The 24003-nt window shown below is 70.4% G+C and carries 23 protein-coding genes; 10 read left to right on the forward strand and 13 right to left on the reverse strand.

Features of this window, described 5'->3' with window-relative positions; genetic code table 11:
* The first annotated feature begins 70 nt into the window (after positions 1-70).
* Positions 71-1492, forward strand: coding sequence for an FAD-dependent oxidoreductase (locus HCA44_RS10365; protein ID WP_169648474.1), 1422 nt, complete (start codon positions 71-73; stop codon positions 1490-1492).
* 67 nt (positions 1493-1559) lie between these two features.
* Here HCA44_RS10365 and HCA44_RS10370 read toward each other — a convergent pair whose 3' ends face one another.
* The 5 genes from HCA44_RS10370 to HCA44_RS10390 all read right to left on the reverse strand — a co-directional run bounded on the left by HCA44_RS10370 (position 1560) and on the right by HCA44_RS10390 (position 7326).
* Entirely contained in the window at positions 1560-2894 is a 1335-nt protein-coding gene (locus HCA44_RS10370; protein WP_169648475.1) for an HNH endonuclease signature motif containing protein, read from the reverse strand.
* Between the two features lie 274 nt (positions 2895-3168).
* Positions 3169-4515: a bifunctional adenosylcobinamide kinase/adenosylcobinamide-phosphate guanylyltransferase gene (locus tag HCA44_RS10375; protein WP_169648476.1), complete on the reverse strand. Its 1347-nt coding sequence runs from the start codon at positions 4513-4515 to the stop codon at positions 3169-3171.
* The gene (locus HCA44_RS10380; protein ID WP_169648477.1) at positions 4515-5303 is read right to left on the reverse strand and encodes an ABC transporter ATP-binding protein; all 789 of its coding nucleotides are present in this window, start codon (positions 5301-5303) and stop codon (positions 4515-4517) included. The genes HCA44_RS10375 and HCA44_RS10380 overlap by 1 nt, the downstream gene beginning before the upstream one ends.
* Positions 5300-6328, reverse strand: a complete 1029-nt coding sequence (locus HCA44_RS10385; protein ID WP_169648478.1) for an iron ABC transporter permease — start codon at positions 6326-6328, stop codon at positions 5300-5302. The genes HCA44_RS10380 and HCA44_RS10385 overlap by 4 nt, the downstream gene beginning before the upstream one ends.
* Positions 6325-7326 (reverse strand): ABC transporter substrate-binding protein, encoded by a 1002-nt coding sequence (locus tag HCA44_RS10390; RefSeq protein WP_169648479.1) that lies wholly within the window; start codon positions 7324-7326, stop codon positions 6325-6327. The genes HCA44_RS10385 and HCA44_RS10390 overlap by 4 nt, the downstream gene beginning before the upstream one ends.
* A gap of 130 nt (positions 7327-7456) precedes the next feature.
* Between HCA44_RS10390 and HCA44_RS10395 the strand changes: the two genes are divergently transcribed.
* The 4 genes from HCA44_RS10395 (at position 7457) to HCA44_RS10410 (ending at position 11275) form a co-directional block, all read left to right on the forward strand.
* Positions 7457-8290 (forward strand): amidohydrolase family protein, encoded by an 834-nt coding sequence (locus HCA44_RS10395; RefSeq protein ID WP_169648627.1) that lies wholly within the window; start codon positions 7457-7459, stop codon positions 8288-8290.
* Positions 8287-9759: an NAD(P)/FAD-dependent oxidoreductase gene (locus HCA44_RS10400; protein ID WP_169648480.1), complete on the forward strand. Its 1473-nt coding sequence runs from the start codon at positions 8287-8289 to the stop codon at positions 9757-9759. Before HCA44_RS10395 ends, HCA44_RS10400 begins: the two co-directional genes overlap by 4 nt.
* 65 nt (positions 9760-9824) lie before the next feature.
* Positions 9825-10760, forward strand: a complete 936-nt coding sequence (locus HCA44_RS10405; protein ID WP_169648481.1) for a TIGR03619 family F420-dependent LLM class oxidoreductase — start codon at positions 9825-9827, stop codon at positions 10758-10760.
* Complete coding sequence (locus HCA44_RS10410; protein ID WP_169648482.1) at positions 10757-11275, forward strand: nuclear transport factor 2 family protein; 519 nt, start codon at positions 10757-10759, stop codon at positions 11273-11275. The genes HCA44_RS10405 and HCA44_RS10410 overlap by 4 nt, the downstream gene beginning before the upstream one ends.
* Positions 11276-11292: 17 nt before the next feature.
* Here HCA44_RS10410 and purT read toward each other — a convergent pair whose 3' ends face one another.
* Positions 11293-12501, reverse strand: coding sequence for a formate-dependent phosphoribosylglycinamide formyltransferase (gene purT, locus HCA44_RS10415; RefSeq protein WP_169648483.1), 1209 nt, complete (start codon positions 12499-12501; stop codon positions 11293-11295).
* A gap of 40 nt (positions 12502-12541) precedes the next feature.
* Positions 12542-12916 carry a VOC family protein gene (locus tag HCA44_RS10420; RefSeq protein WP_169648484.1) on the reverse strand — a complete coding sequence of 125 codons (375 nt, stop codon included), beginning with the start codon at positions 12914-12916 and terminating at the stop codon, positions 12542-12544.
* Between the two features lie 160 nt (positions 12917-13076).
* Here HCA44_RS10420 and HCA44_RS10425 point away from each other — a divergent pair, with 160 nt between their 5' ends.
* Positions 13077-14177 carry a CaiB/BaiF CoA-transferase family protein gene (locus HCA44_RS10425; RefSeq protein ID WP_169648485.1) on the forward strand — a complete coding sequence of 367 codons (1101 nt, stop codon included), beginning with the start codon at positions 13077-13079 and terminating at the stop codon, positions 14175-14177.
* A 98-nt stretch (positions 14178-14275) separates the two neighbouring features.
* Here the strand turns inward: HCA44_RS10425 and HCA44_RS10430 are convergent, their stop codons facing one another.
* The gene (locus HCA44_RS10430) at positions 14276-14623 is read right to left on the reverse strand and encodes a hypothetical protein (RefSeq protein WP_169648486.1); all 348 of its coding nucleotides are present in this window, start codon (positions 14621-14623) and stop codon (positions 14276-14278) included.
* Between the two features lie 755 nt (positions 14624-15378).
* Complete coding sequence (locus tag HCA44_RS10435) at positions 15379-16845, reverse strand: PLP-dependent aminotransferase family protein (RefSeq protein WP_169648487.1); 1467 nt, start codon at positions 16843-16845, stop codon at positions 15379-15381.
* Positions 16846-17040: 195 nt separating this feature from the next.
* Here HCA44_RS10435 and HCA44_RS10440 point away from each other — a divergent pair, with 195 nt between their 5' ends.
* The gene (locus HCA44_RS10440) at positions 17041-18324 is read left to right on the forward strand and encodes a lipase family protein (RefSeq protein WP_169648488.1); all 1284 of its coding nucleotides are present in this window, start codon (positions 17041-17043) and stop codon (positions 18322-18324) included.
* 25 nt (positions 18325-18349) lie between these two features.
* Here HCA44_RS10440 and HCA44_RS10445 read toward each other — a convergent pair whose 3' ends face one another.
* Complete coding sequence (locus HCA44_RS10445) at positions 18350-18895, reverse strand: DinB family protein (RefSeq protein WP_169648489.1); 546 nt, start codon at positions 18893-18895, stop codon at positions 18350-18352.
* A gap of 135 nt (positions 18896-19030) precedes the next feature.
* Here HCA44_RS10445 and HCA44_RS10450 point away from each other — a divergent pair, with 135 nt between their 5' ends.
* Entirely contained in the window at positions 19031-19579 is a 549-nt protein-coding gene (locus HCA44_RS10450) for a methylated-DNA--[protein]-cysteine S-methyltransferase (protein WP_169648490.1), read from the forward strand.
* A gap of 60 nt (positions 19580-19639) precedes the next feature.
* Here HCA44_RS10450 and HCA44_RS10455 read toward each other — a convergent pair whose 3' ends face one another.
* Genes HCA44_RS10455 through HCA44_RS10465 form a run of 3 tightly spaced genes read right to left on the reverse strand, consistent with a single transcriptional unit; the run spans position 19640 to position 22121 of the window.
* Positions 19640-20473 carry an enoyl-CoA hydratase-related protein gene (locus HCA44_RS10455; RefSeq protein ID WP_169648491.1) on the reverse strand — a complete coding sequence of 278 codons (834 nt, stop codon included), beginning with the start codon at positions 20471-20473 and terminating at the stop codon, positions 19640-19642.
* Complete coding sequence (locus HCA44_RS10460; protein WP_169648628.1) at positions 20470-21477, reverse strand: TIGR03617 family F420-dependent LLM class oxidoreductase; 1008 nt, start codon at positions 21475-21477, stop codon at positions 20470-20472. The genes HCA44_RS10455 and HCA44_RS10460 overlap by 4 nt, the downstream gene beginning before the upstream one ends.
* Before the next feature lie 17 nt (positions 21478-21494).
* On the reverse strand, positions 21495-22121 hold the full coding sequence (locus HCA44_RS10465) for a TetR/AcrR family transcriptional regulator (protein ID WP_169648492.1): 627 nt from the start codon (positions 22119-22121) through the stop codon (positions 21495-21497).
* A gap of 147 nt (positions 22122-22268) precedes the next feature.
* Between HCA44_RS10465 and HCA44_RS10470 the strand changes: the two genes are divergently transcribed.
* The gene (locus HCA44_RS10470; RefSeq protein WP_169648493.1) at positions 22269-23354 is read left to right on the forward strand and encodes an S-(hydroxymethyl)mycothiol dehydrogenase; all 1086 of its coding nucleotides are present in this window, start codon (positions 22269-22271) and stop codon (positions 23352-23354) included.
* Positions 23351-23977: an MBL fold metallo-hydrolase gene (locus HCA44_RS10475; RefSeq protein WP_169648494.1), complete on the forward strand. Its 627-nt coding sequence runs from the start codon at positions 23351-23353 to the stop codon at positions 23975-23977. The genes HCA44_RS10470 and HCA44_RS10475 overlap by 4 nt, the downstream gene beginning before the upstream one ends.
* The last annotated feature ends 26 nt before the right edge of the window (positions 23978-24003 follow it).

Here is a 24003-nt window from a genome sequence, read left to right on the forward strand (position 1 = left end):
CGGGTTAGGCTGGGCTCAGTTCGCTCTCGTTCACACGAACCATCCATGCTCGGAAGGTAGCTCGCTCCAGATGACTGATCAGACCACAGCGGACACTGCAGCCGCGTCCGACACGACCTCTGCCGACCGCCCGCTGCGGGTGGCGATCATGGGTGCGGGCCCAGCGGGAATCTATGCGGCGGACGCCCTGATGAAGTCGGGCGAGAACGTGAGCATCGACCTCTTCGAGCGCATGCCTGCACCGTTCGGCCTCATCCGCTACGGCGTGGCACCCGACCACCCGCGCATCAAGGGCATCGTGACGGCGCTCCACAAGGTGCTCGACAAGCCGCAGGTCCGCCTGCTGGGCAACATCGACTACGGCACCGACATCACGCTCGACGACCTGCGTCGCTTCTACGACGCCGTGATCTTCTCCACCGGCGCCAACGCCGATCGCGCGCTCAAGATCCCGGGCATCGACCTCGACGGCAGCTACGGCGCGGCCGACTTCGTTTCGTGGTACGACGGGCACCCCGACGTGCCGCGCACGTGGCCGCTCGACGCGGAAAAGGTCGCCGTCCTCGGCGTCGGCAACGTCGCGCTCGACGTCGCGCGTGTGCTCGCGAAGACCGGCGACGAACTGCTGCCCACCGAGATCCCGGCGAATGTCTACGAGGGCCTCAAGGCGAACAAGGCGCTCGAGGTGCACGTGTTCGGTCGTCGCGGCCCGGCGCAGGCCAAGTTCACGCCGCTCGAGCTCCGCGAACTCGACCACTCGCCCAACATCGAGGTCATCGTCGACCCCGAAGACATCGACTACGACGCCGCGTCCGAGGATGCCCGCCGCAATTCGAAGCAGGTCGACATGGTCGCCAACACGCTGCAGGACTGGGCGATCCGCGACGTCGGCGAGCGCCCGCACAAGCTCTTCCTGCACTTCTTCGAGTCGCCGCACGAGGTGCTCGGCGACGACGGCAAGGTCGTGGGCCTGCGCACCGAGCGCACCCAGCTCGACGGCACCGGCAACGTCAAGGGCACCGGCAAGTTCAACGACTGGGACGTGCAGGCGGTCTACCGCGCCGTCGGCTACCTGTCGCAGAACATCTCGAAGCTCCCCTTCGACGATCAGGCGGGCGTCGTGCCCAACGAGGCCGGACGCGTCGTCGCCGACGACACCGCCGAGGGCAAGGCACGATTCATGCCGGCCACCTACGTCACGGGTTGGATCAAGCGCGGCCCCGTCGGCCTGATCGGCCACACCAAGGGCGACGCGAACGAGACCGTCGCGAACCTCCTCGAGGACCGCCCGGCCTTCGCACAGCCGGAAGACGCCCGCGAGGACGCGATCATCGAGTTCCTCGAAGAGAAGAACCACCCGTACACGACGTGGCAGGGCTGGTACCGCCTCGACGCGCACGAGCGCGCACTCGGCGAACCCGAGGGCCGCGAGCGCGTCAAGGTCGTCGAGCGTCACGACATGCTCAAGGCCAGCGAGCCCGACAAGGCTTGAGACACTCCCCCGAATCCCCGTTCCGGTCTCCGGAGCGGGGATTCGTCCTTCCATGGGCACGCTTCGCCTACGCGAGCAGTGGGATCGAATTGCGGTGTGCCGGGAGTGGTTCGCTCGGCCCGAGTGGTGTGGGTGGTGGTGTGAACCACGGCATCTTGTCGTCGTCGTGGATATCGACAGTCCAGCCGCTGTGGTGCACGAACCGGTGATGATGCGTGCAGAGCAGCACCAGGTTGTCCAGGTCCGTCGGTCCACCATCGATCCACGGGACGACGTGATGCGCTTCGGTCCACCCGGTCGGGGCACCGCACCCCGGGAAGGCGCAGCCACGGTCGCGCACCCGCAGTGCCCTGCGTTGCGACTGTGTGACCAGACGGGTGGTGCGGCCCATCCACAACGGCACCCCCACGTCGTCGACCACCACCGGGGTGACGCCGGAGTCGCACGCGGTCTTCCGGGCAGCCGCGATCGACAAGGTTCCGCCCCACGGTGTCCACGGCACACGTATCCCGCTGCCACTGCCCCCGCCTCTGTCTCTGCCTTTGGTGTCCTCGGTTCCACCGTCTTCCGACCGAATGTGCACACCCTGCTCACGGAGGTCTCGTTCCCGGATCACCACCGTCAGGTGTGGGCGCTCGCCGGCCTCGTCACCCGTCAGTCCCGCGCCGAGGAACCGACGCACCACCTCGGTCAGGGCGTCGGCGCGGCGCTGCGACGGCGGCCGCGGATCACGGGTCCCGTCCTCGGCAGGACGCGGCGCCGACAGCTTCGACAACGCCGCCTGCAGCAACTCACCCGACTCGGCATCCAAGTCGCCCCGCAGCAGGTAGCGGCCGTTGAGCGTGCGTGACAGGTCGAACCGGTTCAAATCGGTACGTTCACTGTGCCGGACTTCGCCGGTGTCGAACGTCGCGTCCAGGGTGTCCTTCACCCGCCGCATCCCACCCACGGTGCCGCGGATGCCGGAGGCGAGGAAGAACGCCTCCCGGCATTCCTGCCGCGCCTGCGCGAATGCCTCCGGCTCCTCCACCGCATTCGGAAACCCACCGGGCAGGTGTTCGAAGAACGACCACATGATCTGTGCGTGCCGCGCCGACACCGCACCCGACGCCACCGCCTCGGCGCTCTCCGGCTCCCGCAACAACGCCCCCGCCAGAGCGACGATCCCGCGTGCTTCCCCGATCTCCAACAGGGTGTGCGCCGCCAACCACGCGGCACCATCGCGATACCCGGCCTCGACCGCCACCCGGCGGACCTCGACCTCCCGCATCACCGCGACACGCCGCGCCTGCAACCCCGCAATCACTCGCGACAACTCGACCGCCTCCGCGCGCAACTCACCGTCACTCGACTGCCACGGCTCACCGCCAGATGCGTCTACTACTGATTCCCCCGGCCCCATGAACGAACCCTAGTTCGAACACAGTTTCGAAGTCAACGGTTCCGCGCAACAATCTCCAGGAACCACACCCACGCCAACCACACTGCCGCCCAACACAACCCCCACCCCACGGTCACGATGTCACATCGTGTGCACCCAACGCACACACCGTCACATCGTGACCACCTGGCCGTGACGTCCGGATCCACAGAGTGCGCGAAAGTTGCGCAACTCCGCGGTGCTCGTGACGAGTGCGATGCGCTCGAGACGAGTGCCGCGCCGAAACGACACCGGCTCAGGGTCGACGCGACGCGAGGTGCAGCGGCACACCCGCGACGAGCAGCGTGACGACATCGGACGCCGCGGCGACCTGCGTGTTGAGCTTGCCCAGCAGGTCACGGAACAGCCGCCCCGACGCGGTCGCCGGCACCACGCCGCTACCGACCTCGTTGCTCACCGCGACGACCGGCACCGTCGCAGCCTTCCACGCCGCGAGCAGCGCCGCGATGTCGTCGTCGACGGCAGAGGTGTCGCCGCTGTCCCACACGCCGTGCCGGTCGAGCCGCGCGGTGAGCCACGTGCCGAGGCAGTCCACCAGCACGGGGCCGGTCGCATCGGCGAGAACCACTGCGACATCGTCGGTTTCGACAGTGCGCCACGACGACGGACGCCTGTCGCGATGCAGCGCCACCCGCTGCGCCCACTCGGCGTCGCCGTCGCGCGTGCCGCCGGTCGCGACGTAGGTGACGTCGGGAACGCCGTCGAACAGGCCTTCGGCGTGGGCCGATTTGCCCGAACGGACGCCGCCGAGCACGAGTGTGCGCACACCCGACCGTGCGGCGCCGAGGACGACGGTTTCGCCGTCGTCGCCGGGGCGCGCGCCGACGGCGCCGAGCCGTCGGCGCAGCACGGGCGGCGCCGGGTTGTGATGCCCGAGGTGCACCGCGACGACGTCGGTACCGTCGGTGACCGCCTCCACCTCGCGCAGGTGCGCGACGACCTCGCCGAAGGACGCGAGGTCGAGATGCCGTGTGCCGTGCCGCGCGTCGTCGCCGAAGGTCTCTTCGAGGAAGACCGCGTCGAACCGCGCGTCGCGCACGCGCGCGAACCACTCGCGCGGCAGCGGTCCGGTGTCGCACGCCCACAGCAGTCGCGTGCCGTCGGGGCCGGTGATGTCGTACAGCACGGCGTCGCCGTCGCGGAACACACGATGCTCGGCGGGAAGAACCGCGACGCGATAGTCGCCGACCGTCGCGACGTCGCCCGCGTCGACGGGCACGAAGCGCACCGGGTCGCTCGGGCCGACCCACTGCCTGCACGCGTCGAGCGCGTCGGGCGGGCCGATGACGTCGAGTGGCACACCGTCGGCGACCCACGACCGGAACAGCAGCGCCTGCGGGCCGAGGTGATCGGAGTGCGCGTGCGTGAACAGCAGGTGGCGCACACCGGCGAGGCTGCGGCCGTGGCGCAGCGCCGCGCGGGGCGCTTCGGGGCCGCAGTCGAGCATCAGCACGTCGTCGACAAGGGCGGCCGTCTGACCGCGAATCTCGCCACGCGCGAGCGCATCCGAGCACGAGCGGCAGGTGCAGAACGGATTGGGCCACCCGTCGGCGGCGCCCGTACCGAGCAGCAACACCTCCATCAGGATCCACCTCGATCGTGCCGCACCGGCAGCACCGCGGGCGCTTCGCCGGGCCTGCGGACGATCTCGACACGCGCGCCGTACACGGCGCCGATCCGCTCGGCCGTCAACACGTGCGCCGGGGTGCCGTCGGCGACCACCCGGCCCTGATCGAGGAGCACCATACGGTCACTGTATTGCGCGGCCGCGGTGAGATCGTGCATCGCGGCGAGGACCGTGACCTCGCGCTCGCCCCTCAGGTGGTCGACGAGTTCGAGTACCTGCTGTTGGTGGCCGAGGTCGAGCGCGCTCGTCGGCTCGTCGAGCAGCAGCACGCGCGGTTCCTGCGCGAGGGCCCGCGCGAGCACGACGCGCTGCAGCTCTCCCCCGGACAGGTCGGTCGCGTGGCGGTCGGCGAACGGCGTGAGGTCCAACTGCTCGAGCACGTCGTCGACGGCGGCGCGATCGCTCGCGCCCTCGGTGCCGAAGCGCGGGATACGGGGCGTGCGGCCGAGCATCACTAGTTCGGCCACCGTCACGCCGTCCGGCACGACGGGGCGCTGCGGCATGAGTGCGACGGCGCGCGCCATCGCACGACGGCTCGCCCGCGCCGGGTCCTCACCCCCGACGTCGACGGTGCCCGTCGCGTCGAGCAGTCCGGCCAGGACGTGCAGCAGCGTCGTCTTGCCCGCGCCGTTGGGGCCGACCAGGGCGACCCATTCGCCTTCGCCCACCGTGAGATCGACGTCGGCGAGCACGCCGCGCCCACCGCGGGTGACACCGACGGCGCGGCACCGGACGGCGGTCATGCGCGCACCCGGCTACGACGCAGGACGAGCAGGAAGAACGGTGCGCCGATCGCGGCCGTCACGACACCGATCGGCAGCTCGGCGGGCGACATGACGACGCGGGCGACGACATCCGCGAGCACGAGGAAAGCCGCACCCGCCATCAGCGAGACCGGCAGCAGCACACGGTGACCCGGGCCGACGAGCATGCGCACCGCGTGCGGCACGACGATGCCGACGAACCCGATCAGGCCGCTCGCGCTCACGACGGCCGCGGTGCCGAGCGTCGCGAATGCGACGAGCACGAATCGCACGCGCGCGGGATCGATGCCGAGACTCGCGGCTTCGACGTCGCCGACGGCCATGACGTCGAGCACGCGCCGGTACAGCAGGATGACGGCGGTCGAGACGACGACATACGGGAGCACCTCGAGCACGTCGTGCCAGCCGTCGGTACTGAGCCGCCCGAGCAGCCACGAGTACACCTGGCGCAGCGTGTCGTCGTAGAGCTGCTGGACGAATGTCTGCGCTGCGTTCGCGAAGGCCGCGACGGCGACGCCCGCGAGAACGACGACGACCTCGGAGCGCGCACCACCCACCGACCTGCCGAGCGTGTAGGTCGCGGCGACGGCGAGGATGCCGCCCGCGAATGCGGCGATCGGGACGCCCGCCGCGCCGACGACGCCGCCCGCGACGATCGCGAGCGTCGCGCCGAGCCCGGCCCCGCTCGACACACCGAGCAGGTAGGGGTCGGCGAGCGGGTTACGGAAGACGCCCTGGTAGGCGGCGCCTGCAATCGCGAGCATCGCGCCGACGAGGAGCCCGAGCACGACCCGCGGCATCCGGATGTTCCACAGGATCGCGTCCTGCCGGGGCGTGAGCCCCGAATCGACGTCGACGAACGGCAGTGCGTCGACGAACTCGAGCGCCACGCCGCGCACGGTCAGCCCGGCCGGACCGACGAGCACCCCGACGACGACGGCGACGACCAGCACCGCCGCGGTGACCGAGAGGGCGACGGCGGGCCGGCGGAGCGCATGTGTCACCTCGGCGCGGACTCCGCAGGCACCGCCGACACGATCTGCCCGACCTGCCGCACGAGGTCGACGACGCGCGGGCCCCACCGGCTCGCGACGTCCGCGTCGAGCGGGTGGACGTTGCCGTCGCGCACCGCTGTGAGCTCGTTCCAGCCGGGCCGTGCGGCGACCACCTCGGGTGTCACCCCGCAACACTCCTGGTCGGCGAGGAAGATCAGGTCGGGATTCGCCGCGAGTATCGATTCGGCCGACAACTGCGGGTACGCGTCGGGGCCGGGCGCGATCGAACGCAGCCCGAGCATCGCGTACACACCGCCGATGAACGTGGTGTCGGCGATCGAGAAGTAGGTGTCGTCGAGTTCCTGGTAGTACGTGAGCGGCTGTGCGCGCGGCGGCAGGCCTGCGACGACGGCGTCGATGTCGCTGCGCATGGACGCCACCACACCGGCCGCGTCGGCGACGTGCCCGGTGACGGCGCCGACGCGTTCGATCTGGGTGTAGACGTCGTCGAGCGTCGCGGCGGCGGGGAGCAACAGCGTCGGCACCTTCGCCCGCGCGAGACCCGCGACGAGGTCGCCCGCGTCGTCGGAGGCGACGACGAGGTCGGGCTCGTACCCGAGCACGGCCTCCACGTTCGGTGTGTATCCGGACAGCGACGTCGACGGCACGCCCTCCGGGTAGTTCGACTGGTCGTCGACGGCGACGACCTGGTCGCCCGCGCCCACCGCGTACAGCATCTCGGTGGCGCTGGGACTGAGCGAGACGATCGAGGCGGGCTGCGCGTCGATCGTGATCGTCGTATCGCCCGACGGCACGGTCAGCGGGTACGTGCCGTCGTTCTCGATCGTGCCCGCCGGCCGGTCGCCCCCGGTGTCCGACGAACACGCGCCGAGCGTGACCACGGCGACGAGCGCGAGGACGGCCGCGCGAAGACAGGTGACGCGCGAGGGGTTCGGGACGGACCGGGAGATGCGGAACACAGTGCGCCAGCCTATCGGGTGGGACATGTCACGACTCGTGTGCCGCGACGGCGATACCGGCACGATGCGTGACACAATCGACATCAGCGCTCTCTCGTCGGAGAACCCACAGCGAAGACGCCACGAAACACACCGCTCACGAGGCAGGATGAATCCGGTGTTCGACGCCCATCTGCATATCATCGATCCCAGGTTTCCCCTGGTCGAGAACCATGGGTACCTGCCCGAACCGTTCACCATCGACGACTACCGCGCACGCACGGCCCACCTAGGCGTCACCGGGGGCGCCGTCGTCACCGCGTCGTACCAGAACATGAGCCAGGAGCACCTGGTCGCCGCCCTCGAACAGCTCGGCCCGGGCTGGGTGGGCGTCGCGCAGCTGAGCTCCGACGCCACCGACCGCGACATCCTCGAACTCGACCGAGCGGGTGTGCGGGCGGTGCGGTTCAACCTGCGACGCAGCGCGACCGACCTCAAGAAGCTCACCGAGCAGGCTCTGCGCGCGTACGACCTCGCGGGCTGGCATGCCGAGTTCTACGTCGACGCGACGCTGCTGCTCTCGCTCGAGCCGGTGTTCGCGAAGCTGCCCGCGGTCAGCATCGACCATCTCGGCATGTCCACGCGGGGCCTGCCGTACCTGCTCGACCTCGTGGCCCGCGGTGTCCGCGTCAAGGCCACGGGCTTCGGTCGGGCCACCATCGACGACGTCGGCGACGTGCTGCGCCGGATCCACGAGGTCGATCCGCACGCCCTGATGTTCGGCACGGACCTTCCCGGCAGCCGTGCGCGACGTGTCTTCGAGGACTCGGACGTCGACCTGGTGCGCGACGCGATCGGCGACGCCGACCTGCACGCGGTGCTCGAGGACAACGCGCGCACCTGGTACCGCTGCCCTTCCCGGTCGGAGAGTCCTTCCCGTGCGGACGACCCCGTCGACCTGCAGCCGGTGCGGCGGCCTGTGCTCACCGGCCGAGGCGACCACACGCGATGACCCGCACCGCCGTCGTCGTGGGCAGCGGGCCGAACGGTCTCGCCGCGGCGATCGCCCTCGCGCGCGGCGACGTCGACGTGCACGTCGTCGAGGCGGCGGACACGATCGGTGGCGGCGCGCGCACCACCGAGTACCTCGCGCCGGGGCTGCTGCACGACGACTGCGCGGCGTTCCATCCGACCGGCGCCGCGTCGCCGTGGTTCCGCGAACTCGACCGCGAATTCGACCTCGCGGCGCACGGTCTCGAGTGGGCGTATCCGGAGATCGACCTCGCGCATCCGCTGGACCACGGCGACGCCGCGCTGCTGTACCGCGACCTGGACCGCACGTGCGACGGCCTCGGCGTCGACGGCGGCCGGTGGCGGCGGGTGTTCGGACCGCTCGCGCGCAACTTCGACGCCTTGGCCGACGACGTGCTGGCGCCGATCGTCGGGGTGCCGCGTCACCCGCTGCTGCTCGCGCGCTTCGGCGTCGCCGCGGCACTGCCCGCGACGGTCCTCGCCCGCACGTGGCGCACGCCTGCGGCACGCGCCCTGTTCGGCGGGGTCGCGGCCCACAAGTTCGGATCGCTCCGGGGCCCGCTGACGAGCGCCGTCGGCATGCTGCTCACCACGGCGGCCCACGCGCAGGGGTGGCCCGTCGCACGCGGCGGCACGCACGCGATCACCCGGGCGCTCGCCTCGATCCTCACCGAACTCGGCGGCACGATCGAAACCGGCCGCACCGTCGAGACGCTCGGCGATGCCGTCCGCCCCGGCGACGGCCGGCCGGATGCCGTACTGCTCGACGTCACGCCGAGCGGGGCACACCGGATTCTCGGCGACGCGCTCCCCCGCCGCATCGCGCGCGCATACCGGCACTACCGATTCGGCCCCGCCGCGTTCAAGGTCGACTTCGCGGTGCGCGGCACGGCCCCCGGCGACGTCGTGCCGTGGGCGAATCCCGCGGTGCGTCGCGCGGGCACGATCCATCTGGGTGGCACTCTCGACGAGATCGCGGCGGCCGAGGACGCGACGGTGCGCGGTGCGATGCCGGAGGCTCCGTTCGTTCTGGTCGGCCAGCAGTTCGTGTCCGATCCGTCGCGCTCGGCGGGCGATCTGCATCCCCTGTGGGCGTACGCTCATGTGCCGCATGCTTTTCCGGGCGACGTGACCGAAGCGGTCGCCGCGCAGATCGAGCGTTTCGCGCCGGGTTTCCGCGACCGGGTCGTCGCTACGCATGTCCGGTCCGCACCGGAGATGCAGGCGTACAACCTCAACAACGTCGGCGGCGACGTCGTCGGCGGGGCCAACACGGCCTGGCAGTTCGTCGCGCGTCCGCGGCTGAGCCCGGCGCCGTACCGTACCGGAGTGCCCGGCGTGTACCTGTGCTCGTCGTCGACTCCTCCCGGCGGTGGCGTACACGGCATGTGCGGTTTCCACGCGGCGCGCACCGCGCTCGCGGACGGCTCGCGCTCCGGGTCCCGCTGAGCGGCACCGGCCGCCGCGCACTGGTGTCCCGCGTGCGAGGTTGACGCGGTCACGGAGGGAGCCGCATGCAGATCGGTCTGAACGTCCTCGGCGCCGAGCGTCTCTACGACGGCACGGTGCGCCCGGTGCTCGAGTTGGCCGCGGCCGCGGATCGCGCGGGTGTCGACATGATCTCGACGGGCGATCACCTGGGCTTCGACGCGCACGCCCACGCCGAGCGGGTCCGGACGCACGGCTTCCCGTTTCCACTGGACCACGACTGGTACGAGCCGATGTCGTTGCTCTCGGCGATCGCGGCCGTCACCGAGCGGGTGCAACTGAACGTGTCGGTGCTGATCGCGACGCTGCGACCGCCCGTGCTGCTGGCGAAGCAGGTCGCGACGCTCGACGCGCTGTCCGGCGGGCGCGCCGCGATCGGGCTGGGCGTGGGCTGGCAGGAAGCCGAATACGCCGCCGCAGGCGTGCCGTTCGATCGACGCTTCGGCCGGCTCGAGGACACCGTCCGCGCGTGCCGCGAACTGTGGACGCGCGCACCCGCCGAGTTCCGCGGCCGCGACTTCGCGTTCGACCGCTTCCACGCGCTTCCGTTCCCGGAGCAGACACGGGTGCCGGTGATCCTCGGGTTCGCGCCGAGCGCACGCAATTTCGCGCGTCTCGCGCGTGTGGCCGACGGCTGGACCGTCAACCCGGCGGACCTGCCGTCGTTCGCGGACGGTGTCGCCTTGCTCCGCGAGACATTCGCCGAGCACGGCCGCGATCCGCTCTCGCCGGTCGTGCAGGTGTCGGTGTCGCCGGAGCGCCGCGCCGACGGATCCGTCGACTACGACGCGACCGCGGACAGAGCCCTCTCCCTGCATGCGGCCGGCGCCACCGTGGTCGTATTCCGGCCCTGCGTGTTCTGCGCTGCCGGACACGAGATCCCGCAGTTCCTCGAGTGGGCCGTCGAACTGAAGAATGCCGTCGCCGGCACGACTGTCCCCGAGCGAGAGGAACGAGCATGACGACACCGGAGAACGCAGTCGCGGCACTGCTCGACAAGCAGGCGATCCACGAGGTCGTGATGCGCTACTGCCGCGGCATCGACCGCCTCGACTTCGATCTCGTGCGCAGCGCGTACCACCCCGACGGGATCGACCATCACACCGGATTCGACGGGCCCGTCGACGATTTCGTCGCGTGGGTCGCACCGAAGCTGCGTGCGATCGGCGGCACGATGCACCACGTCGGCAATCACCTCGTCGAGCTGCGCGGCGACCACGCCGTGAGCGAGACGTACTGCACCGCGGCGCACTGGGGCGGCGGCGACGGCATCGGCATGGTCGATTTCACGAGCGGCTGCCGCTACGTCGACCTGATGGAACGCCGCGACGGTGTGTGGGCCATCGCCGAACGGTGGGCAGTGCGTGAGTGGACCCGCTCGGACGCCGGGCGGCTCACCGTGCCCGAGAGCGCGGGGCCGCGTGGTCGCCGCGACGGGTCCGACCCGCTCGACTCCGCGTCGGCCCGGCTCGCCTGACCCGGCCGTCGGGGCCGCTACCGCACCGGCCGCACGCGGGACGCGGCGGTGCGCGCACGGTCGCGCGCGACGTCGACATCGGGGCCGGTCGCCACGGCGACACCCATGCGTCGCCTCGCGAAGCTCTCGGGCTTGCCGAACAACCGCAAGTCGGTCTCGGGCACCGACAACGCGTCGGCGACGCCCTCGAACGCGATGCCGACGGCGTCGACCCCGCCGTACACGACGGCCGAGGCACCGGCGAACAGCTGCGTGGTGTCGACCGGCAGGCCGAGCACGGCGCGCGCATGCAGCTCGAACTCCGACTGCCGCTGCGTCGCGAGGGTCACCAGCCCGGTGTCGTGCGGACGCGGGCTCACCTCCGAGAAGTACACGTCGTCGCCCGCGACGAACAGCTCGACGCCGAACACGCCCCGACCGCCGAGCGCGGCGGTGATGCGCTGCGCGACGTCGCGCGCCCCGGCCAGCGCGGCGGGCGTCATCGCCTGCGGCTGCCACGACTCGATGTAGTCGCCCGCGTCCTGCAGGTGCCCGATCGGCTCGCAGAACCAGGTGCCGGTCTCGCCGTCGGAGCCGAGCGCACGCACGGTGAGCTGGGTGATCTCGTAGTCGAACCGCACGAACCCCTCGACGATGACACGCCCGGAGTTCACCCGTCCGCCCGCCATCGCGTAGTCCCACGCGGCGTCGACGTCGTCGGCACCGTGCACGGTGGACTGCCCCTTGCCCGACGACGACATCACCGGCTTGACGATGCACGGGTACCCGATGCGCTCGGCCGCCGCGGCAAGCTCGTCGCGCGTCCCGGCGAACTCGTAGGGCGAAGTCGGCAGGCCCAGCTCTTCGGCGGCGAGGCGCCGGATGCCTTCCCGGTTCATCGTCAGCTGCGTCGCACGCGCGGTGGGCACGACGACCGCGACCCCGTCGGCTTCGACGTCGGCGAGCACGCCGGTCGCGATCGCTTCGATCTCGGGCACGACGTAGTCGGGCTGTTCCTGGTCGATCACGGCGCGTAAGGCAACCGGATCGCTCATGTCGATCGCGTGGCTGCGATGAGCCACCTGATGCCCCGGCGCGCCCGCGTACCGGTCGACCGCGACGACCTCGACGCCGAGACGCTGGAAGGCGATGATCACCTCCTTGCCGAGTTCGCCTGCACCCAGCAGCATCACCTTGGTGGCCGACGGGCTGAGCGGGGTTCCGAGACGTCCGGCGGGGTTGGTCATGGCGCCAAGGGTATCGGGCGGCGACGTCGGCGGCGGGCGCTCACCTCGGCTGGAACAGCGACAGCACGTTGCCGTGCGGGTCGCGGAACCACGCCACCCGCGTGCCGTCCGGCGCGGGCCACACCCCGTTGTCGTCCTGCCCGAGACCGCGATAGCGCGTGAACTCGATGCCGCGGGCCTCGAGGTGCGCGACGGACGCGTCGATGTCGTCGACCGCCCATCCGAGCACGGTGTACCCGGTTTCGGCCTTGTGCTGCACGAGCGTGACCCGCAGCGGGGCGCCGCCGCCGTCGAGCAGCAGCGCGAAGTCGGTGCGTTCGGTCAGCTCCAAGCCGAGCACGTCGACGTAGAACATGCGCGACACGTCGAGATCGGTGCTCGCGACGAAGCCGACGATCCGGCCCGGGAACGACATGAATCCACTGTGCGCTCCCACCACCGGTGTCGGCGGGGTTTTCGGGTGAACGCGGAATCGGGCACACTCGAGCGGGGCGAGTGACCCCGCGCACACGTCCGCGGCGAATACGCGTTAACGTCGCGGCAGCAGCAGACCATTCACGAAACGAGGAAGTCGCGTGTCAGCACAAGCAGCACCGCAGTCGGGCCCGCTGGCGGGCGTCAAGGTCGTCGAGTTCGCGGGCCTCGGGCCCGGGCCGCACGCGGCCACTCTGCTCGCCGACCTCGGCGCCGACGTCGTGTGCGTCCAGCGTCCTGGCCTGATCCCGGGCGAGGGCCAGTCGCACGACCAGATCAAGCGTGGCCGCCGCGTCGTCGAGGCCGACCTGAAGGATCCCGCCCAGATCGAGAAGGTCCTCGACCTGATCGAGCGCGCCGACGTCGTCCTCGAAGGCTTCCGCCCCGGGGTCACCGAGCGTATGGGCCTCGGGCCGGACCTGTGCCTCGAACGCAATCCGCGGCTCGTGTACGGCCGCATGACCGGCTGGGGCCAGGAGGGGCCGCTCGCGTCGGCCGCGGGCCACGACATCAACTACATCTCGCTCACCGGCATCCTGCACGCCGTCGGCCGCAAGGGCGAGCGCCCGGTGCCGCCGCTCAACATGGTGGGCGACTTCGGCGGCGGGTCGATGTTCCTCGTGACGGGCATCCTCGCCGCACTCGTCGAACGGCAGACGTCCGGCAAGGGTCAGGTCATCGATGCCGCGATGGTCGACGGTGCGCTCGCGCTGTCGCACATGATGTGGGCGTTCCGCGGCCGCGGCGTGTGGTCGGACGAGCGGGGCGTCAACCTGCTCGACACCGGCGCGCCGTTCTACGACACGTACGAGACCTCCGACGGCAAGTACATGGCGGTCGGCTCGATCGAGCCGCAGTTCTACGCGCTGCTGCTGAAGGGCCTCGAGCTCGACCCCGCCGACCTGCCGAACCAGATGGACGTCTCGAAGTGGGGCGAGATGAAGAAGCTGTTCGCCGACAAGTTCGCGTCCAAGACGCGCGACGAGTGGACGGAGATCTTCCTGGGCACCGATGCGTGCGTCAGCCCGGTACTCACGTTCGCCGAGGCACCCACCAACGAGCACATCGCGGCGCGGGGCTCCCTGATCGAACTCGACGGCGTCACACAGCATTTCCCGGCACCGAGGTTCTCGCGCACCCAGCCCGAGACCCCCAGCGCCCCGGCGCGCGACGCCGTCGACATCGATTCCCTCTGGCGCTGACCCCGCTCCCCTCGTGAGCTCCGCGAAGCTCGGCACTCGTGAGCTCTGCGAACCTCACCCTCGTGAGCACTTTGCGAGTGTGGGCACGCTTGTTTCGCTCACGAGGGGGTATGGGCGGCGGCCACGATCAGGTGCGCACGCTCGATGCCCTCGCGAAAACCCGCACCACGATCGGTCGACGCGTCGACCGCGCCCGCACGCTCCCCCAGTGCGGACGCCACGGCGGTGAGCACCTTGCGCACCCGCTCCGCCGCGTCGTCCTCGCCACGCCTTCCGAACTGGCCTGCGTGCCGCGCCTGCTCGTCGAGGAGCGACAGCTTCGCCGCGAGCAAGCCCGACCGGAAACCGCGTGCCGCATCCGCGGTACCCGGCCGGGACGCGACCTCGTCGTCGATCCGGGCGCACAGGCGCCCGACCTCACGCGACAACTCATGCACGGCAGTCACCTCCGTTCCGGTTTCCGGGCCCGCCTGCCGTCGTGCTCCGCCGCTTTCTTCTCCCGCTTCGCTGCGCGACGCTCGGCGAGCGTCGATGCGGATGTGCGGGGGCGTTTGCCCCGGGACTTGTCTCCCATCACCCTCTCCTTCGATCCGGTTTTCTCTGGCATGAAAAGCCTGGTGTGCACGAGGTGGCCTGCCGGGACTCGTGGACGGAGCCCAGGACCGTGCGAAGCGAGTGCTCGAATCCTGCAGCAGTCCAGTCGGTATCGTCGACCTCGCCGGCAGCGCGTGACTCGACGTGGTCCAGACACGAGCGCACGCGCGTCTCGATGCGCGTGAGCGCTTCGGCCGTCGACCGACGCGAACCACCGAATCTCCAGCGCGACAACAGGGTCCACGGAGACGACGCCCGGGTGCGCTCGTCGACGACGAACTGCACGGCAGCCGCCATGCCGTCGTGATAGCCGGAAGCGAATTCCGCTGCGCCACGGGCATTCCGATGCCCAGACGACTCGACGTCGACCGGTTCGACCTGTTCTTCGAGGCGTGCGATCAGCCGCGCGAGAACCGCGGCCACCCGGCCCGACTCAGCGGGCTCCTTTGCCCGACACGGCACCTGCATGCGGACCCACGACCGACGACCTCCACACGGAAACAACGCCTTTCACCGTAGACGCCCTTTCGAGAAGCATGACGAACGAATGTAATGCCCGACCATACGCGAGAAAAAAAGAAAAGCCAGTCGATCGGCGATCGTCGTGTCACACGACCAGTTCGGGCTCGCGCCCCGTGGCCCCGGCCAGCGCCGCATACGCGTGCGCGATGCGCTCGACGCCGGTGCGAAGATCGGATTCGGGACGCGCGAACGGAATTCGCAGGAACCGCTCGAATGCGCCTTCGACGCCGAATCGCGGACCCGCGGCCAGGACGACACCATGCGCGGGTGCGGTGGCGGCGAGCGCGGTCGACACCGGCGCGGGCATGCGCAACCACAGCGCGAGCCCACCCGGACCCACGGTGAACGTCCAGTCCGGCAGGTACGTGCGCACAGCGTCGACGAGTGCGGCCCGTCGGCTCCTGAGTGACGCACGCCGTGCGTCGAGCAGTGCGCCGTCGTCGGCGAGCAGGCGCGCCGCGGCGAGTTGGTCGATCACCGCGGTGCCCAGGTCGACTGCCGCTCGTGCACCGGCGAGACGGGACACGAGGGCGGGGTCGGCACGGATCCACCCCACCCGCAGGCCACCCCAGAACGACTTGGCCGCCGACCCGACCGTGACGACGTCCGCACGGGCCGTGTCCCGTGCGAAGGCCGCGACCGGGCCGGGCGACGGGGCGTCGAGCCACAGATCGACCATCGTCTCGTCGACGACGAGCGTCATCCGCGTCTCGTGGGCGATGTCCGCGAGACGCTGCCGACCCGCCGCGTCGAGGCACATCCCGGTGGGATTGTGGAAGTCCGGCACGAGATAGGCCATGCGCGCGGCGGTTTGGCGTGCCGCGGTGCGGATCGCGTCGAGATCCCACGCGTCCGCCGTTCCGTACTCGTGTCGCACCGGGACCGGCACCGCGCGGGCACCGACGTGCCGGATCGCCTCGAGCGCATTCGGGTACGTCGGATGATCGACCAGGACGCGTTCGCCGGGCGCCGCGAGCGCGCCGAGCAGCAGCCGCAACGCGTGCTGCGCGCCCGACGTGATCATGATCTGGCCGGGATCGGTGGGCAGGCCACGCGCGGTATAACGCTGGGCGACCTGTGCACGCAGGACGTCGACGCCGAGCGGTTCCATGCCGTGCGTCGGGAGGAAACGCTGCAACTGGTCGAGAGCGTCCGCGTACGCGGCATGCACGTCGTCGACCGGCGCCGCCATCGCCGCGTAGCTGAGGTCGACGGCGCCGCCGTCGGGCACCGGGAGGTACGCGTGCGCGCCTCCGCGGGAGGTGCTCGTGGCCGGCATCGCGACGACCGACCGCGCGCCCTGCCGGGTGACGAGGTAACCCTCGTCGCGCAGCACCGTGTACGCGGACGTGATCGTCGTGCGGCTGACCTCGAGGGCGGTCGCGAGTTCGCGTTCACTGGGGAGTGCGACGCCCAGCGGCACGCGCCCGTCGTGCACCAGGAGGCGGATGCCGTCGGCGAGCGCGCGGTAGGTGGGGCGCCTTCCGGTGTCTTCGCGCCACCGTCCGAGGTCCCGCACGAGCGAGCGGGTTCCGAGCGCACGCGTCAACATGTCGACCAGTATCGGTCCACTGGCCGGTGAACACCAAGCCAGTTTCCCGAATGAACGTCGAGTTCGAGACCAGTTTCCGGTACTGGACCCCACGAGCGATGGCGGTCGAGCGCACCCTACCCACGAGTAAGGACGGGTGTTACAGTCCTCGCCGGGTGTGCGCTGGTGCACATCAGGGGATTCGCAGGAGGAACCATGCGCGTGCGCCGCACCGTGCTCTCGACGATCGTGGGAGGTGCGCTCGCCGCGGGTGCACTCGTCGCACCGGCCACCGCTTCGGCGGCGCCCGACTTCTACGCTCCGCCCGCCGAGCTCGGCGGCGCACCGGGCGACGTCCTGCGCGCCGAGCCGTCCGATCTCGCGATCCGCGTGCCCACCGAGACGGGCATGTTCCCCGCGCAGGGCACGCGACTGATGTACCGCAGCACCGACACGCACGGCGCACCCAACGCCGTGACCGGTACCTACCTCGAACCGTCGCAGCCGTGGCACGGCACCGGCGCACGCCCGCTCGTGGCCCTCGCACCCGGCACCCAGGGCCAGGGCGACCAGTGTGCCCCGTCGAAGCAACTGAACGGGCTGATCAACTACACGCCGCCGCTCGACCTGTTCACCGAGTACGAGCTGATCTCGATCAACGCGATGCTGCTGCAGGGCATCGGCGTCGTCGTGACGGACTACGAAGGCCTCGGCACGCCGGGCGATCACACCTACGTCAACCGGGCGGCCGAGGCACATGCAGTGCTCGACGCGGCGCGCGCCGCGCTGTCGCTCGACGGCACGTCGCTCTCCGACGACAGCCCGATCGGCCTGTGGGGCTACTCGCAGGGCGGCGGCGCCACCGCGGCTGCCGCCGAACTGCAGCCCGCGTACGCTCCCGAACTGGATGTGAAGGGCACCTACGCCGGCGCGCCACCCGCCGATCTCGAGGCCACGCTCGCACAGATCGACGGCAGCTTCCTCACCGGCGCGATCGGGTACACCGTCAACGGCCTCGCCCAGGCCTACCCCGAGCAGCGCAGCAAGATCGACGCCGTGTTCAACGACCGCGGCCGCGCGATGCTTGCGGGCGTCGCCGGCCAGTGCGTGCCGGAGACCGGCCTGCGTTACGGCTTCCAGCGCACCTCCGACTACACCAAGGACGGCCGCCCGCTCAGCGAGGTGCTCGACGGTCTGCCCGACGTCAAGGCACTGCTCGACGAGCAGCGGATCGGCCGCGCGACGCCCACGTCGCCGGTGCTGATCCAGCACGGCACGCAGGACGACATCGTGCCCTACGGCCAGGGCAGGCAGCTCGCGGCCGACTGGTGTGCACAGGGCGCGACCGTACAGTTCTCGCCGAATCTCACGCCGCCGATCCTGCCGTCGGTGGGTATCGGCCACGTGGTGCCGATGCTCGGCGGCCTGCCCGAAGCGGTGTCCTTCCTGAACGACCGCTTCGCCGGCGTGCCCGCACCGAACAACTGCGGCACGTTCTGACGAGCTGAGCCGGACGGCGCGGAGTTCAGCCCATCGACTTCGCGCCGTCGAGCGATTCGCGGATGATGTCGGCGTGACCGGCATGTTGCGCGGTTTCGGCTGCAATGTGCAGGATCGCACGCCGCACCGACCACGCCTCGTCCATGTCCCACGGCGCCTTCGGCAGTTCGTGCACGGTGTCGAGCGAAGCGACCTCGCGCACAATCGCATTCGTCTGGGTGGCGACGCGTTCGTAGTCGGCGAGCACGTCGGCCAGGCTCTCGTCGGGCCCCATCCGGAAGGAGCGGTCCCGCTCGGCGTAGTCGTCCTCGGTCCAGTCCGCGAAGTCCTTGCCGTTCGTGCGGAGCGCGTCGGCCCCCACGACGAGGAACTCGCTCCAGCCTCGCTCGACCTCGGTGACATGCTTGACCAGGTCACCAAGGCAGAACGCGCTCGGCGTCGTGTGCAGGCGGGCCTGGTCGTCGGTCAGATCGCGCGTCGTGAAGCGCAGGAAGAAGCGGGCGTGCTCGAGCATCGCGATCAGGTCGTCGCGCTCGGTGGTGGTCCGGTTCTCGACGTCGGTGGTGGTCATGTCGGGTCCCCTCGGTGATGTGGTGGCTGTCACCGATCACGTTAGAAACAATTGCGGACACCTTCGGTCCTCGTCCTGAAAGAATCCTGCAAACGGGTCGGCGTACACCGACTGCCCGGGGACCATACTGAGGACATGACGACTGGTTTCGCGCTGTTCGACTCGGCGCTCGGCACGTGCGGAGTCGCGTGGCGCGGTGCGGGCATCGTCGCAGTGCAGCTTCCCGAGAGCTCACCCGAGACCACCCGCGAGCGCCTGACTGCGACGGTCCGCACGCTCGACGACGACGCGCACGAACACGAGCCGCCCGGCGAGGTCGCGTCGGTCGTCGAGGCGATGCGACGGCACGTCGCGGGCGCACTCGACGACCTGCGCTGGGTCCAACTCGACTTCGAGGGCGTGTCCGATTTCGACACGAGCGTCTACGAACTCACTCGCGCCATCACACCGGGGAATGTCCGCACGTACGGCGACGTCGCTGCGGAGCTGGGTAGCCCGGGAGCCGCCCAGGCGGTCGGACAGGCATTGGGGCGCAACCCGATCCCTCTCGTCGTGCCGTGCCACCGGGTGCTCGCGGCGGACGGCGGGATCGGGGGCTTCTCGGCCGGCGGTGGCACCGTCACCAAACGCGAGCTCCTCGCACTCGAACATGCACCCGGCTTCGACGACCCGGTGCTCTTCTGATCGCGGGCCCACCATGGAGTACCTCTGTCGAAGCATGGTCGTTCGACAGTTGCTGCCGGGCTAGCGATCCTCCGGCGGCACGGGGTCGTCGAGAGCGCTCCACTCGCGCGACGGCTGCGCCGTCCACCGAGGCGGTCGGCGTTCGAGATATGCGCGGACACCCTCGCGGGCGTCGGGACTGCCCATCACGCGATGGTGGAGTTCGGTCTCGAGGTCGGCGACCCGCCCGGGCGAGTAACCGTGGCGCGCGGTGTCCCACAACAGCCGCTTGGACAGCGCAACCGACATCGGGGCGGTGTTCGCCGCGATGTCGGTTGCGACGTCGAGCGCCGCGGGCAGCACGTCGGCGGCAGGCAGCGATCGGCTCGCCAGCCCGAGCCGCACCGCCTCACGGCCGTCGAACGTACGACCGGTCAGCAGGATGTCGGCGGCCACCGCGGTGCCGGCTATGTGCGGAACCGTCCAGTGCGACATCGCATCCGGCAACACCCCGCGACGCACCTGCGGTATCGCGTACTTCGCGTCGTCGGCCACGATGCGGATGTCGGCTTGCAGCGCGATCGTGAGACCGATGCCGATCGCGTGCCCGTTGAGTGCCGCGACGACCGGCGTGTGCAACTCGAAGGCAGGTGGGTCGACGGGCGACGCACTGAACGCGGCCGCGGTGGGTGAAGCGAAAGTGTCTTCCCCCGAGGACATGTCGGCGCCTGCACAGAATGCAGGCGCGGTGCCGGTGAGCACGATCGCACGCACCGTGTCGTCGCCGTCGAGCTCGCGGTAGCGCCTGCCGAGCTCGCGGCCCATCGCGCCGGAGAACGCATTGCGACGCTCGGGGCGGTGCAGCGTGAGGACCGCGACGCCGTCCGGCCGGATGTCGCACAGCACGCCGGTCATGACCGCACCGCCGCCGCGAGGTCGGCGATGTGCCGGTCGGACACGGGATAGCCCGGAAAGTAGCAGCACACGCGGTCGGCGTGCTCGCCGAACCTGTCCAGGATCTGCGCTGCGCATTCCTCGGGGGTGCCGTGCACGGCGAGGGTGGCGAACATGTCGTCGGTGATCAACTCGGTCATGGCGGCGAACGCGCCCTGCTTGGACAGCACGTTCAGCTCGGGCTGCACGTCCGCCCAGCCGTGGACCTCGAGCACCGGCCGGTAGGCTGGCGTGGAACCGTAGAACGCGAGCAGCCCCCGCACTCCGCGTGCGGCGGCCTCCTGCTCGTCCGGCGTGCGCCCGGTCGCGACGATCACCTGCGGGTAGACCGCGAGTTCGTCGCGGCTGCGCCGCGCGGCGGCGAGACCTTCGGCGACCGCGGGCAGCGTGCGTTCGCGGAAGTGCCGGGCACTGTTGAACGGCATGACGAGCAGCCCGTCGGCTACTTCCGCAGCGGCCCTGGTCATCAGGGGCCCCAGTGCGCCGAGGCAGATCTCCGGGCGCCCGTAGGGATTCGGGCCGGGCACGAAGGTCGGCGGCATGAGCGTGTGCCGCGTGAACTCGCCTTCGAACCGCAGTCGCGTCCCGTCCTGCCACGCATCGAGGATCGCCTTGACCGCGAGCACCGTCTCGCGCATGCGCGCCGCCGGCCTCGACCACTCGGAACCGTAGCGCTTTTCGATGTGTGCGCGGGTCTGCGACCCGAGCCCGAGCCGGAAGCGGCCGCGACTGAGTGTCTGCATGTCGTACGCGAGGTGCGCGAGATGAACCGGGCTGCGCGGCAGCGCGATCGCGACATTGGTCATCAGATCGGTCTCGACGGCCGTGGACGCGAGGGCGAGCGGAAGAAACACGTCGTGCGGCCCCTCGAAGGAGAACAGGCCGTCGACGCCGCACACGACCAACTCGCGCGCCCGCGTCGCCGCCTCCTCGAACCGGCCGTCGAGTTGGACGTCGATACGCATTCCGCTGGCCGCCCGCCTCATCGGCGCACCATGCTCTCGCCCGTCCCGTCGATTCCGGCGCCGTGCGTCGCGAGGACGTGCAGCGCGCCCGCGAGAGAACGGATGTACGCGTCGGCGTCGCCCATACCCCGGGCGAGCCCACGCATCGACGTGGCGTTCGACAGGAGCTCGAACAGGAAAGCGTCGTCGATGCCCGCGGTAATCTCGCCCCGCGCGACCGCGCCGTCGAGCATGCGCGCGAACGCCTGCCGCACCGGCGCGCCGATCGCGAGCAACCGCGCACGCCCCTCTTCGGACCGGCTGTCGGCGAGCAGGCCGGGAACGCCCGCCCGCGCCGCGGGTCGCGCCGCACGCGCGAGGAAGATGCGGACCCAGGTCTCGAGATCCTTGCGCAGATCGCCCGATTCGTCGGGCAGCGGGTGGCCGCCCGGCCCGTACACGGCTTCTTCGAGAAGTGCCTCGCGGCTGGGCCATCGGCGGTAGATGGCAGGGGTGTTGACGCCGGCCCGCCGCGCGACCGCCGAGACCGTCGTCTGCTGGTAACCGCTCTCGGCGAGCAGGCGACGTGCCGCGGCGAGCACGGCCTGGTCCTTCGACGCGTCTCTCGGCCGCCCGAGGCGCGGCTTGTTCTCGACCTTCACCATTACATAATGACCTGTAACGTTAGTGCGTTTCAAGAGCCGCTCTCGCCGGCAACACTCGCGGCGTGCTCTCCGCCCGACTAGCGTCGTATGCGCATATGCGCACGACCCACGGTGTGCGCACAGGCCCCACAGTCAGGAGTGAAGACCATGCCGCAGCAGGTACGAGGCGTCATCTCGCGCGCGAAGGGAGAACCCGTCGAGCTCGTCACGATCAACGTGCCCGACCCAGGCCCGGGCGAGGCGGTCGTCTCGATCGCGGCGTGCGGCGTGTGCCACACCGACCTGACGTACCGCGACGGCGGCATCAACGACGAGTACCCCTTCCTCCTCGGCCACGAGGCCGCGGGCATCGTCGAATCCGTCGGCGAGGGCGTCGACACCGTCGCGCCGGGCGACTTCGTGGTCCTGAACTGGCGTGCGGTGTGCGGCAAGTGTCGGGCATGCAAGCGCGGCAGGCCTTGGTACTGCTTCGACACGCACAATGCGAAGCAGAAGATGACCCTCGAGGACGGCACCGAGCTCACCCCGGCACTCGGCATCGGCGCGTTCGCCGACAAGACCCTCGTCGCGGCAGGCCAGTGCACCAAGGTCGATCCGCAGGCCGATCCCGCGGTCGTCGGTCTCCTCGGCTGCGGCGTCATGGCAGGCATGGGCGCCGCGATGAACACCGGCAATGTCGGCCGCGGCGACTCGGTCGCCGTCATCGGGTGCGGCGGCGTCGGCGACGCCGCGATCATGGGTGCCCGCCTCGCCGGCGCCGACAAGATCGTCGCGATCGACCGCGACCCCAAGAAGCTCGACTGGGCAACCGATCTCGGCGCAACCCACACGATCGACGCGTCGAGCACCGACGTCGTCGAGGCAGTCCAGGAACTCACCGGCGGGTTCGGCGCCGACGTCGTGATCGACGCGGTCGGCAGGCCCGAGACGTGGAAGCAGGCGTTCTACGCGCGCGATCTCGCGGGCACCGTGGTCCTGGTCGGCGTGCCGACGCCCGACATGACGCTGGAGATGCCGCTCGTCGACTTCTTCTCCCACGGCGGCTCGCTCAAGTCCTCGTGGTACGGCGACTGCCTGCCCGAACGGGACTTCCCGATGCTCGTGAGCCTGTACCAGCAGGGTCGGCTGCCGCTCGAGAAGTTCGTCACCGAGCGCATCGCGCTGACCGACGTCGAGAAGGCGTTCGAGACCATGCATCGCGGTGAGGTCCTTCGTTCGGTGGTGATCCTGTGACTCTGCGTGTGGAGAAGGTCGTCACATCCGGCACATTCGAACTCGACGGCGGCAGTTGGGATGTCGACAACAACATCTGGCTCGTCGGGGACGACGACGAGGTCGTCATCGTCGACGCGGCGCACTCGGCACAGCCGATCGTCGACCGCGTCGGTGGCCGCCGCGTCAAGGCGATCGTGCTCACCCACGGGCACAACGACCACATCACGGTCGCGCCCGAGTTGTCCGATCTGCTCGACGCGCCGATCCTGCTCAATCCCGCCGACGACATGCTGTGGCGCATGACCCACCCGGGCGTCGAGTACCAGCCGCTCGAGGACGGTCAGCGGATCTCCGTGGCAGGCACCGACATCCAGGCGATCGCGACACCGGGACACTCCCCCGGTTCGACCGTCCTGTACATGCCCGAGGCGCGCGAGCTGTTCTCCGGCGACACGCTGTTCTCCGGCGGGCCGGGCGCCACCGGCCGCTCGTACTCCGACTTCCCCACGATCATCGACTCGATCAAGGAGAAGCTGTTCGTCCTCCCGCCGGAGACGATCGTGCACACCGGACACGGCGACGGCACCACGATCGGCGACGAGTCCCCGCATCTCGAGGAATGGATCGCGCGCGGAAACTGAGCGCGCGAGGCGCCGTCGCGAGGCGG

Origin of the sequence: Rhodococcus sp. HNM0569 (assembly GCF_012726205.1) — a bacterium.
In the GTDB taxonomy this organism is placed as follows: Bacteria; Actinomycetota; Actinomycetes; order Mycobacteriales; family Mycobacteriaceae; genus Rhodococcus_F.